The following is an 11,487-nucleotide window of genomic DNA, read 5'->3' on the forward strand; positions in this document are numbered from 1 at the left end:
CCACCAGGTTGGTTCTGAAGCCAGCTCTTATTTGGCCGGCGCGAAAACCTCTTCGTTTCGGCGCAGGCGCAGCAGCGCGATCCACACGGCGGCGGCGATCGCGGTTTCCACCATGAAATAGCTGCCGATCGTTCCCGAAATGCTGAAGGACCAGGTGAAGAAGGCGACGACGACGGAGCCGATGAGATTGCCGCTGTTCCAGATCTTCGCGCGAATATCCTGCCGTCCGGATGCGCCCAGCGCCTCAAGCGCGGTGGCGGCAACGGCCATGGGCAGAACCGCCCAGCAAAGCACGCGGGTGATGACGGGCAGCGAGACATATTCATCGCCGAACAAAAGCGGCAGGAAGGGTGCGATGATGAAAATGACGAGCGCACTGCCGGTTGCGATGAAAAGTGCAGCCTTCAGCACATTATAGGCGCGTTCTATGGTCTTGCTGATGCCCTGCAGGGCGGCGGAGGCCGAACCCGGATAGATCAGCCGGTTGAGGGCCTCGACGGAGAGATAGGAACTGTCGAGAATGCGCCGGGCGATGGAATAACTGCCCAGCACCTCGGCGCTGGCAATGGCGCCGAGAACGAGAATATCGGCATTGCCGCGCACGGCCTTGAACAGGAACTGGGTGGAGAACAGGATGCCGATGCGGATTTCCTCACGCACGATGCGGAACACCGGGCGGCCGAGTCTTGCGATCGCCTTCACCGAAATCATGGCTGCAATCGTGTGGGCTGCGAGGTTCCACAGTGCCCAGGCCTCCACGGTTTCCACCTTGAAGATGAGGCAGGCGACCACTGCGGCAATGGTGCGGGCGACGGCAAACATCACTTCCAGCTTGTTGGCGGAGGCGAAGTCGGAATGGGCGATGAAGCTCTGCGTGGAAAGCGAGATGACTTTCAGGAGGACGAGGTTGGTGAACAGGATCAGGAAGGTGGTGATCAGCGTGTGCAGCAGGGTTTCCGAGGTCGGGAAAAATACCGGGATCGTCACCATGCCGATGATTGTCAGCACCACGCCTGTCGCGGCGCTCAGGAGATAGCTGTGGCCGAGCATGACGGGAAACATGCTGCGATCCTGCGCGACGCGGCGGATCAGTGATTCCTGCGAACCGATACCGCAGATCTGGACGCCGAGATTGGTGACGGCCGTGATGGATGCGTAAAGCGCGAATTGTTCGACACCGAGATGGCGGGCAAGCAGCGCGAAGGTCAAAAGCTGGGCGGCGCTGGACATGAGGAGCGCTCCGCCTGACGCCATGTAGGTCAATCCCAGTCTGACTAGATGGCCGAGCCGCGGCGTATTGAACGACACCTCATTCTCCATGTTTTCCGGCATTGCCGGGGGAATTCAAAAATGACTGCGCTGTTTTTAAAATCTGGCGAACTGAAAAAGCCGCAACCGGCCAATAATGTGAAGGTCCGCGACCCGAATGAATGGCAGTTTATCCTGTCTTATCCCTCTTGAGGTAAGAGAGGGTTAAAGCAATTGCATAATAATGATGATAATGACTGTTTATGGTTATTTGGACATGGCCCTGTTTCAGAAGGGTTTCGTTGTTCGTCACGAGGCAGGCCAATGATCCGATCATCCATATCAGGTGCAGGCGACCATGCCGCGTTTGGCTGATACGCAGCCCATTTCTGCACAGGGCAGCGCCATATCACTTGCCGGCGGCCGGCGCGACGCGATTTTTTTCGTCGCCACCATGCTCTATATCTGGATTTCCGTCGCCCCTTTCGAAAATCTGGCAGCGCCGCCGGTGCCGCACGCCGCCGCAAACCAACTAACCGGCCTCGTGATCGCATTGATCCTCGGCGTTTTTGCGCTGCGCCACCGGCTGACGGGACTCCTGCTGCGGCCGCGACTGCCCATTCTGCTGCTGTTCTTCTGGCTGGCGATATGTTCGGTGGTCGGAACCCAGCCAGGCACGTCGCTGCAACGTCTGGTCTTCACGGCGCTCCTGTGCTTCATCACCAGCGTTCTCGTCGTCATGCCGCGGGACCGGCGGCAGTTCGACCGGATGATGGCCATCTTCGCCATCATTCTCCTGGCGTTGTGCTATCTGGGGGTGATCTTCCTCAGCTCGCGCTCGATCCATCAGCCCTATGATCTAGATGAGAAAGCGCTCGCGGGAGACTGGCGCGGCATTTTCAACCACAAGAACGCCGCCGCTCCGGCCATGATCATTCTTTTCATGATCGGGCTTTACCTGCGTAACGCCTGGTCGACGTTGGGCGGCATCGCCATCACGCTGCTGGCCGGTTTCTTCCTGTGGAAGACCAATGGAAAAACCGCGGCCATGCTTTTGCCCGTCACCGTGGCGCTGATCTGGGTCATGGAAAGGCATGCCCACCGCACGCTGTTGATGATCGGCGGTCTTCTCGCCTTCATCAACATATCCGCGGTTGGCTCCACTTATTTCCCGAGCATACAGAATTTTGTCGAAAGCCTGGGCATCGATTCCACCTTCACCGGCCGCACGGACATATGGCGGCTGTCCTTCGACACTTTCGCGCAATCGCCGATCTTCGGGCAGGGGTTCCAGGCATTCTGGGCGAGCGACCGGCTCCTGTCGCAGGCCGATATAGCCGGCACCTGGGCCGTTACAGCCTTCCATGCCCATAATGGCTATATCGAAAGCCTGCTGAATGGCGGCTTGCCGGCCTTCATTCTCACCGTCATCTGGCTAGTCATCATCCCCGCGAACGATTTCCGCACGGCGGTGGACAAGGGCACCGATCCGGGCCTGACCCGACTTTTTGCACGAATTTGGGTGTATGCGCTGCTTTCTTCGTGTCTTGAGAGTAATTTCTTTACCGGAACCGGGCCTATCTGGTCTTCTCTGCTGATCGCAATCTATTGTTTGAGGCATCAGGCTTACGACATACTTGAACAGGGGCAATAATTTGCAGACAGGCCGGGGGGCTTTGTATGACGCAAAAAATCGGGACTTTTGCAGACCGGATCAATAACCGGCTGGTGCGCTATTTTCCGGGACCGGCGGCACGGATCGAAACATCCGAACCGATCGTGTCCTTCACATTCGACGATGTGCCGGCAAGCGCCTGGACGGCTGGTGCGCGCATTCTGGAAAACGAGGGCGTCTGCGGGACGTTTTATATCGCCGGCGTGTTCATCGACAAATACGATGAACAGCAGCAGATGATTTCCACAAAAGGCTGTTCGGAACTGGCAGCGGCCGGCCATGAACTTGCCTGCCACACCTTTTCCCATCGCAAACTTTCGAGCTTTTCACGACGGGGGCTCGAGGCGGATCTCGATCGTAATGACACCGTGCTCGGATCATTCGATGGAGGCCGCCACGGGCGCAATTTCTCCGTTCCCTTCGGCATGGCCTCACCGGTCATGCAGTCGCTGCTGCGGCGCCGGTTCAGGACTGCACGCGGCATCATGCCTGGCATCAACCGGGGCAGCATCGACCCGTATAATCTTGCCGCAGTCGAGTTGCGTGCGGATCAGAACTACCTCGACGCCGCCGACCACTGGCTGGAAGATGTTCTGCAGAAAGGCGGCTGGCTCATCATCTTCACCCATGATGTTTCGCGCACACCAAGCTTTTACGGTTGCCCTGAAGACAGATTTCAGGGCCTCGTCCGCAGGGCGGTGTCCGGTGGTGCGAAGATCATGACGGTCGATGCCGCGGCAACGGCGCTCGGCCTGTAGAGGAAATTCTCTGCGCGTTTCCCGGGCCGCAACGGCTGAAACGGCAGGCCCGTGTCCGCAATTGCGGGCTACTGGCTGGCCCAGATGATGCGGGCAATCCACTCCACATCGGCCATGTCGAAGCTGCGGTTGGGATGTTCCGGGTTGAGCGAAAGAAGCTCGATGTTTTTGGGGCTTTGCCGCGCCAGCACCTTGGCCATCACTTCGCCGTCGCGGCTTTTCAGCACCACGCGGTCACCGCGCCGCACCTGTGCGCCCGGCTCCACGATGAGGATGTCGCCGTCACGGTAAAGCGGCATCATGCTCTCACCCTGCACTTCCAGCGCATAGACGCCCTGTTTGCGCTCGGGAGAGGAAGGGAATTCCACCACATCCCAGCCCTGACCCGCCGGAAAACCGCCATCATCGAAAAAACCGCCGGAACCGGCCTGCGCGAAACCGAGCAGGGGAATGGCGTTGTCCGCGCCCGAAGGCTGCATCGTCTGCGCCCTGCCGAAAGCATAACCGAAAAACTGGTCGACGCTTGCCCCCGTCGCTTCCAGCACCTTGGAGACGGATTCCGTCGAAGGCCAGCGTTTGCGGCCATCTGGCCCGAAACGTTTCGATTTGTTGAACGAGGTGGGATCGAGACCGGCGCGCTTCGCCAATGCCGAAGGCGTCAGCTGATGGCGTTTAGCAAGCGTATCGATGGCGCTCCAGATCGTCTCGTGTGAAAGCATGATAGAAAGCCCGCAAGTGGAGCCGATAGCGGAAAGCTCCTGTCGTATATTGACCGGAATCTAGACCATATCCGGTCAGGAGTAAAGCAAGGAAAGGAATAAAATCCTTGCTCTACGCCACCATGGCCGACGTATTTATCTTGGCCAACTGGATCACCGCCTGCGTGCGGCTGTCGACCTTGAGCTTCAGCAGGATCGCGGAGACATGCGCCTTGATGGTGGCTTCGGAAACATTGAGCTCATAGGCGATCTGCTTGTTCAGCAACCCTTCGGCCAGCATGCCCAGAACCCGGCTTTGCTGCGGCGTCAGTGTTCTGAGCCGGCCGATGAGATCGGCCACGTCAGGATCCTGTTCCTTATCGCCCTGATGACCTGCCGGTATCCAGACATCGCCCTCCAGAACCGCGCGGATGCCGTCTCTGATATCATCGATACCAGAGGACTTGGAAATGAAACCGGAAGCGCCAAGTTCGATGGACCGGCGAACCGTGGTCGCATCGTCCGTTGCCGAAACGATGACGATCGGCAGGCTGGAAAATTCCGCCCTCAGGGCCATCAGGCCTGAAAATCCGCTGACCCCCGGCATGGCGAGGTCGAGCAGCATGAGATCGGCGTCGTTGCGCGCTGCGGCCGCACTTCGGGCAGCCTCGAAATCTCCGGCTTCAACAATGGTCTGCCGCCCGTCGAGGCCGGATACGGCCTGTTTCAGGGCGCCGCGAAAAAGCGGGTGGTCATCTGCTATGATAATGACAAGTTCCGACATTCTGGCCCCCTCCCAAGGGCGTTATGCGGTTCTTTTTTGGGTACTGGCGCACTCCCATTTGCCGGCGGTCGAACGCTTCCGGCTCCTTTGCCAAAGGTTGCGCCAATCGCTCCCGCATTACAAGGAAAAGCTTGTGGACAGGCGGTCTTTCAGGGCTTCCGTAATAAAAATGCCGTGGAAACTGTGGACAATTGCCATGCTTTGCGGCAAACCGCCCGGACAGGAAAGTGCTGGAAAGCCTTGGAGAGCCCCATGCAGGAAACGCCCGCGATCATCTATAAAATCGTGCCGGAGACGTTGTGGAGTGCGGCCAGGGCGAAGGGCGTCTTCGAAGGCGCAGCCATCGATCTGACCGATGGTTTCATTCATTTTTCAACGACAAAACAGGTGACCGAGACCGCCGCACGGCATTTTTCCGGCCAGGTCGATCTGTTTCTGATTGCAGTCGATGGCGCGGCCCTTGGCGACAAGCTGGTCTATGAACCCTCCAGAGGCGGCGATCTTTTCCCGCATCTCTACGCGTCTCTTCCCTTGACCGCCGTGCTTTGGGAAACGCCGCTTTCACTCGGCCACGACGGCCAGCACCAGTTTCCGGAGATTTTGTGATGAGCGGATTATTTTCCTCTGTCGGCCGCAAGGGTTTGTTTCTCGTCGATCCGGAAAAGGCGCATGGCCTGTCCATCGCGGCGTTGAAAAGCGGCTTTCTGCCCACCTGCATGGTGCCGCACGATCCGCGTCTGCAGCAGACCGTGGCGGGTCTCGTGTTCCCCAATCCGCTCGGCATGGCGGCGGGTTACGACAAGAATGCGGAAGTGCCGGGGCCGCTTCTCCGGCTCGGTTTCGGCTTCACCGAAATCGGCACCGTCACGCCGAAGGCGCAATCCGGCAATCCCAAGCCGCGCATCTTCCGCCTGGTCGAAGATGAAGGTGTCATCAACCGCCTCGGCTTCAACAATGAAGGTCATGCCGCTGCGCTGGAGCGTCTGAAGCAGGCGCGTCTGCGCGGCATTGTCGGCGTCAATATCGGCGCCAACAAGGATAGCGAAGATCGCATCGCCGATTATGTGCAGGGCATCGAGGCCTTTTATTCGGTTGCGTCCTATTTCACCGTCAATATTTCCTCGCCCAATACGCCCGGTCTGCGCGACCTGCAGGCGCGCGAAAGCCTTGCCGCCCTTCTCACGGCGGTGCTGGAACGCCGCAAGGCGGAAGCCGAACGTTTCGGCAAACGCATTCCGGTCTTCCTCAAGATCGCGCCCGATCTGACCGAAGAGGGGCTGGATGATGTTGCCGAAGAGGCGCTGGCCCATGATCTCGACGGACTGATTGTCTCCAACACCACGCTCTCCCGCGAAGGCCTGCGCCCCGGTCCGCATAAGGGCGAGGCCGGCGGCCTGTCCGGCAAGCCGCTATTCGAGCTTTCCACCACGGTTCTCGCCAAGATGCGCCGTCGCGTCGGCGCCAATCTGCCGATTATCGGCGTTGGCGGTATTTCCTCCGCGGAAACGGCGCTGGAAAAGGTGAGGGCAGGGGCCGATCTAGTGCAGCTTTATTCCTGCATGGTCTATGAAGGTCCCGGCCTGCCATCGGCCATCGTCAAGGGACTGTCGAAGCTGGTCGCCCGCGAGGGCGTGGAGTCGATCCGTGAACTGCGCGACAGCGCGGTGGATCGCTGGGCCGACCGTAAGCTCGGTTGAGTACGACCTGGGTGGGGTTTCTCTACCCTCATCCCTGTGCTTGTCACAGGAATCCAGCCAGCCCAAGTCCTTGGGCTGAAAGAAGTCTCTCCGCCGCGCAGACGCGCTTCGACTGGATTCCTGTGACGAGCGCAGGCATGAGGGCGCGGGGGTACCCTAGTCTCCGCCCATTCTCAGGCGCAGAGCACCATGGCCCAATAGGGTCGGTTGCGGCTGGCGGCGTCATAGGCCACCGCGACGCCGAGACCATTATAGGGACCCAGCATATTTTCGAGATGGTGTTTGGAGCCGATCCAGGCCTTGACGACCCGCTCGACGCTGTCCTGACCTGCGGCCACGTTTTCCGCCGCGGGTAGCGGCACGCTACCGTCCTTCATGCGGATGAGGAAACTGTCGGTCAGGCCGATCAGATGCGCCATCTTCTGCGCCTTGACCATACGGCCGGCCTGATAGGCGGCGGCGCTGCTAGCCGCGCCATTGATGGCGAGCGGCGAAAGCCCTTTCGAGCGGCGCAACTCGTTGACCATCGGAAGCGCTGCCGCGGTCTCATCGCGGGTGCCTGACGGCATGCCCTTGTTGGTGGGCATGGAAACGCAGGCGGAAAGAACGGAACCGGCGGAAAGCAGCACGAAGCCGCGCCGTGAAAGCGTTTGAAGCGTGGAATCTGTCATGTCAGCGGCGATAGCTCAGGAGGCGCAGGATGATGAAAACGGGAATGACGATCGTTGCGCCAAGGATCAGATAGTCGCCGATTGCGCCGAGCGCATGGAAACCGCTGCGCCACAGGTCGACCACGAAATCGCGCGCGCCATAGATGATGTTCCACGGAGTCAATCCGAAGATCGCCATCAGAAAGCCGACGAGCAATGAAACGACGAGTAGTTTCACCACGGTGCGGGCCACCGTATCACCCAGCATTTTGTTGACCTCACCGGCCATCAGCAAGTCTCCTGTTTTATCCTGACATATGGGGCGCACCGCTTCGATGCAAGTTTTCGCGCATTATATCGCGCCATATCCGTCAATTCCACGCAGGGGCCATGAAATAGGACTTGAGTTTTTTTATGGCTTGATAAATGACAGCCAGCATCTTCTCAGGAAATAATTGATGGCCCCAAACCAGTTTTCTTCCGGTGACGTCATTGCCGACCGCCGGGCGGACTATGCCCGCATGTTGGCGGAGGGCGGTGACTATCCCGCCGCCGCCGAACTCATGGAACAGGCGCTTGAACTTGCGCCACGGTGGACGGCGGGTTGGTTTCGCTTCGGGGAATATCATGAAAAGGCGGGGGAGACGGCAAAAGCCGTGGCGGCTTACGAGAAAGTCGCTGAACTGGATACGGAAGGGCTGTTTGCAGCCGAACTGAAGCTCGCGGTTCTCGGTGCCGCGGAAACACCCGAGCAGCCGCCGAGCCGTTATGTGGAAGGGCTGTTCGACGATTATGCCGACCGTTTCGAAACCTCGCTTGTGGAGAAGCTTGACTACAGCGTGCCGCAAAAGCTGGCGGAACTGATAGGCAAGGCGGCGGATGGCGGCGTCTTCGATACCATTGTCGATATCGGCTGCGGTACCGGTCTCCTCGGTGTCGAAATCCGCACCCTCGCAAAACGGCTTGAGGGTTTCGATATTTCCCAGAACATGCTGGCCAAGGCGGAGGAAAAGGGGCTTTACCATTATCTGGGTCAGGCCGATCTTTCGCTGGAAGCGGAGGCCTCGGGACTTTTCACATCCCCCCTGGCGCAATACCGCGCCGATCTCGTCGCCGCCGCCGATGTGATGATGTATCTCGGTAGCCTCGAAACCGTCATGCCGCTCGTTTCCGCCCTGCTCAGGCCTTCAGGCTTTTTTGCCTTCTCGGTGGAGGATGCGGGGGATGAGGACGGTTTTATCCTGCGGGAATCCCTTCGTTACGCCCATTCCAAAAGCTATGTGACCGACCTTCTTGAGCGGACGGGCTTTTCCCTCCTCGACATCCGCAAAACCACCATTCGCAAGGATGCCGGAAAACCCCTTTCCGGCATTCTTTTTCTTGCCCGCGCGAAAGCCTGAACATTCCGTTTCTTGCCTTTTTCACGATAGGTCAGTCTTGCTTACTTATCCATCTTGATCGGCTGTTTTTTGCAGTGCAAAATATACCTGAACAAGAGGAAAAAAGCGTGAGCATAACGAGAAGCGTTTACGGCATGTGGAGTTCCGATCCGGCCAGACATGCGCCGGTGGAAGACGTGCAGGGCATCGTCACCGGCGCCATCGTCTCGGCGCTCGGCTTTTATCTCCTCAACAAGGTCGGCCTTCTGACCGGCGGCACCGCGGGCGTCGCCTTCCTCCTTCATTATGCCTTCGGCATCAGCTTCGGCCTTTTGTTCTTTCTCGTTAATCTGCCGTTCTATTATCTGTCCTTCCGCCGTCTCGGTCTTGCCTTTTCCTTCAAGACCTTCATCGCTATCGGCCTTGTTTCGGTGCTAACGGAAGTGGAGGCGCGCTGGATGGTGATTGACAGCATCAATCCGCTCTGGGCGGCGCTGCTCGGCGGTCTGCTTCTGGGCTACGGATTGCTGGCGCTCTATCGTCACCGTGCCAGCCTAGGCGGTATCGGCATTCTCGCCATCTATATTCAGGACCGTTTCGGCATCCGCGCCGGTCTGATCCAGCTGGCCTTCGACGCCTTCGTGATGCTCTGCGCCTTCCTCGTCATCGATCCGGCCACGGTCGCCTATTCGATTGTCGGCGCTTTTGTCCTCAACATGTTTCTGGCCATCAATCACCGCTCGGACAGATATATCGTCGTGCGCTGAATAAGCATGCTTGAAATCCGTCCTGCTTAAGTGCAATAGCTCGGCAAGGGCCTGAAAATCAGGGGAAAAGGCATGGACGATACGACTGCGCGCAGGCGCCTGAACCTTTGGGCCTCCGCGCCGGATCGTCATTCGCTGCTGGAAGACGCGCAGGGCGTTCTGGCGGGCAGCATGCTGGTTTCGCTGGGCGTCACGCTGTTTTCGTCCGCGGGCCTTTTGACGGGCGGCGTGGTGGGGCTTGCCTTCCTGGCGCATTATTCCACCGGCTTCAGCTTCGGCGTGGTGTTTTTCCTTGCCAATCTGCCGTTCTATTATCTCGCCTTCCGTCGCCTCGGCCTCGCCTTCACGGTCAAGACCTTCTGCGCTATCGCGATGACGGCGCTGCTTTCCGAATATATGCCCGGCTTTTTCGCCTTTCAGAGTATCAATCCGGTTGCCGCAGCGCTTTTTGGCGGGCTGACGGTTGCGGCCGGCATGCTGGCGCTGTTTCGCCACCGCACCAGCCTCGGCGGTTTCGGCATCTTGGCGCTTTATCTGCAGGATCGTTTCGGCTGGCGCGCGGGCCTCGTGCAGCTCGCTTTTGACGGCATGGTGCTGGCCTGCTCGTTCTTCGTGGCCACACCTTTCGTCATCCTCTGCTCCATCCTTGGCGCGTTGGTCATGAACCTCACGCTTGCCATCAATCACAGGAACGACCGCTACATCGCCATGTAGCGGTCGCCCGTTCTGGGTTTAAGAGGTCAGGCCGCCTTCGCAGCCGCATCCACCGGATGCTGCGAGCGGAAACCGACGGCGATGCGGTTCCAGGTGTTGATCGCGCCGATGGCGACGGTGATCTTCACGATGTCCTCATCGGAGAAATGCGCCTTCAGCGTCTCGAAGGCGTCATCCGGAGCGCCGGTTTCAGCAATCTTCGTCACCGCGTCCACCCAGCCGAGCAGCGCGCGTTCCTGCTGAGTATAAACGGGGGATTCCCGCCATACGCTCATCAGGTTGATCCATTGTTCGGAAAGGCCGTCATGACGGCTTTCCTTCACATGCATGTCCACACAGAAAGCGCAGCCGTTGATGATCGAGGCACGCAGCTTGATGAGGTGAACGAAGCGGCGCTCAAGCCCGCTGCTCTGAACGTAATTTTCCAGAGCCATAACGGCTTTGAAGGCTTCGGGGGATGCTTTGGCATAGTTCAAACGGGTTTTCATGGGTCTCTCTCCATTGGTTGGGTCTGTTTAAGGGTATGCGTCATCGTTCCGGAAAGCGGTGACGCTTCCGGTATTTCGGGTGGTTGGTTCTTTTGGATCTTAGCGCGCCGCCGTCTTGCGCTCGTTCAGCTCCAGAAAGGCACAGCCGCGTGCGGCAATGCCACCGTCGTCATTGGCGGCAAGGTCGCCCAGAATATCGGCGATGGTGGTTTTGGCGAGTTCCGCCCGATAGGCCTTCTCCGCTTTCAGCATCGCGGCATTGATGCCGCAGGGCTTGGTGAAATAACGTCCCGGCAAGGGGTTGGGGCCCCGCTGGCGAATTTCCGCACAGCGAAAGGCAGGCTGCGGCCCCTCCACGGCAAGAACGATATCGAGCAGCGTAATCCTGTCGGTCGTCCGGGTAAGACGATAGCCGCCCTTCGGCCCCGGCACGGTGGCGACTATTCCGGCGCTCGACAGCGATTGCAGGTGTTTCAAGAGATAGCTCGTGGAAACGCCATGGAATTCCGCAAGCGCCGCCGCTGAAAGCACGCCGCCTTCGGAAAGTCCCGCCAGCATGCCTACACTGTGAATGGCCTGTTCAACGCCGTCGCCGAGTTTCATCCGTTTTGCTCTTTTGTGGTTCGCTT

Annotated in this window: 14 protein-coding genes; 7 read left to right on the plus strand and 7 right to left on the minus strand. The window is 59.0% G+C overall.

What is annotated here, in order from left to right; genetic code table 11:
- Positions 1-27: 27 nt before the first annotated feature.
- Positions 28-1,320 carry a Wzx-type polysaccharide biosynthesis protein UppX gene (gene uppX / locus QRN60_RS01830; RefSeq protein ID WP_161973993.1) on the minus strand — a complete coding sequence of 431 codons (1,293 nt, stop codon included), beginning with the start codon at positions 1,318-1,320 and terminating at the stop codon, positions 28-30.
- A gap of 286 nt (positions 1,321-1,606) precedes the next feature.
- Between uppX and uppY the strand changes: the two genes are divergently transcribed.
- Positions 1,607-2,902, plus strand: coding sequence for a Wzy-type polysaccharide biosynthesis protein UppY (gene uppY, locus QRN60_RS01835; RefSeq protein ID WP_060727034.1), 1,296 nt, complete (start codon positions 1,607-1,609; stop codon positions 2,900-2,902).
- A 26-nt stretch (positions 2,903-2,928) separates the two neighbouring features.
- Entirely contained in the window at positions 2,929-3,681 is a 753-nt protein-coding gene (locus QRN60_RS01840) for a polysaccharide deacetylase family protein (RefSeq protein ID WP_129564618.1), read from the plus strand.
- Positions 3,682-3,749: 68 nt separating this feature from the next.
- Here QRN60_RS01840 and QRN60_RS01845 read toward each other — a convergent pair whose 3' ends face one another.
- Both QRN60_RS01845 and QRN60_RS01850 read right to left on the minus strand, forming a co-directional pair.
- Positions 3,750-4,400 carry a S24 family peptidase gene (locus QRN60_RS01845; RefSeq protein WP_003503527.1) on the minus strand — a complete coding sequence of 217 codons (651 nt, stop codon included), beginning with the start codon at positions 4,398-4,400 and terminating at the stop codon, positions 3,750-3,752.
- Positions 4,401-4,512: 112 nt separating this feature from the next.
- Complete coding sequence (locus tag QRN60_RS01850; RefSeq protein ID WP_060722868.1) at positions 4,513-5,163, minus strand: response regulator; 651 nt, start codon at positions 5,161-5,163, stop codon at positions 4,513-4,515.
- A 252-nt stretch (positions 5,164-5,415) separates the two neighbouring features.
- Here QRN60_RS01850 and QRN60_RS01855 point away from each other — a divergent pair, with 252 nt between their 5' ends.
- Together QRN60_RS01855 and QRN60_RS01860 are read left to right on the plus strand one after the other, a co-directional pair.
- Positions 5,416-5,769, plus strand: coding sequence for a DUF952 domain-containing protein (locus QRN60_RS01855; RefSeq protein ID WP_129564617.1), 354 nt, complete (start codon positions 5,416-5,418; stop codon positions 5,767-5,769).
- Entirely contained in the window at positions 5,769-6,860 is a 1,092-nt protein-coding gene (locus QRN60_RS01860; protein ID WP_060722870.1) for a quinone-dependent dihydroorotate dehydrogenase, read from the plus strand. The genes QRN60_RS01855 and QRN60_RS01860 overlap by 1 nt, the downstream gene beginning before the upstream one ends.
- 173 nt (positions 6,861-7,033) lie before the next feature.
- Here QRN60_RS01860 and QRN60_RS01865 read toward each other — a convergent pair whose 3' ends face one another.
- On the minus strand, positions 7,034-7,531 hold the full coding sequence (locus QRN60_RS01865) for a CAP domain-containing protein (RefSeq protein WP_020010977.1): 498 nt from the start codon (positions 7,529-7,531) through the stop codon (positions 7,034-7,036).
- Position 7,532: 1 nt separating this feature from the next.
- On the minus strand, positions 7,533-7,799 hold the full coding sequence (locus QRN60_RS01870; protein WP_003493739.1) for a DUF6460 domain-containing protein: 267 nt from the start codon (positions 7,797-7,799) through the stop codon (positions 7,533-7,535).
- 169 nt (positions 7,800-7,968) lie between these two features.
- On the opposite strand from QRN60_RS01870, the gene QRN60_RS01875 reads away from it, so the two are divergent.
- The 3 genes from QRN60_RS01875 to QRN60_RS01885 all read left to right on the plus strand — a co-directional run bounded on the left by QRN60_RS01875 (position 7,969) and on the right by QRN60_RS01885 (position 10,370).
- On the plus strand, positions 7,969-8,910 hold the full coding sequence (locus QRN60_RS01875) for a class I SAM-dependent methyltransferase (RefSeq protein ID WP_162727474.1): 942 nt from the start codon (positions 7,969-7,971) through the stop codon (positions 8,908-8,910).
- 134 nt (positions 8,911-9,044) lie between these two features.
- Positions 9,045-9,656 (plus strand): YitT family protein, encoded by a 612-nt coding sequence (locus QRN60_RS01880; protein WP_080864317.1) that lies wholly within the window; start codon positions 9,045-9,047, stop codon positions 9,654-9,656.
- Positions 9,657-9,728: 72 nt separating this feature from the next.
- Positions 9,729-10,370: a YitT family protein gene (locus tag QRN60_RS01885; protein WP_020010974.1), complete on the plus strand. Its 642-nt coding sequence runs from the start codon at positions 9,729-9,731 to the stop codon at positions 10,368-10,370.
- A 26-nt stretch (positions 10,371-10,396) separates the two neighbouring features.
- Here QRN60_RS01885 and QRN60_RS01890 read toward each other — a convergent pair whose 3' ends face one another.
- Both QRN60_RS01890 and QRN60_RS01895 read right to left on the minus strand, forming a co-directional pair.
- Positions 10,397-10,858 carry a carboxymuconolactone decarboxylase family protein gene (locus tag QRN60_RS01890; protein ID WP_060722872.1) on the minus strand — a complete coding sequence of 154 codons (462 nt, stop codon included), beginning with the start codon at positions 10,856-10,858 and terminating at the stop codon, positions 10,397-10,399.
- A gap of 99 nt (positions 10,859-10,957) precedes the next feature.
- Positions 10,958-11,461, minus strand: coding sequence for an RrF2 family transcriptional regulator (locus tag QRN60_RS01895; protein WP_129564616.1), 504 nt, complete (start codon positions 11,459-11,461; stop codon positions 10,958-10,960).
- Positions 11,462-11,487 lie beyond the last annotated feature (26 nt).

Source organism: Agrobacterium sp. CFBP2214, assembly GCF_030209895.1.
GTDB lineage: Bacteria > Pseudomonadota > Alphaproteobacteria > Rhizobiales > Rhizobiaceae > Agrobacterium > Agrobacterium radiobacter.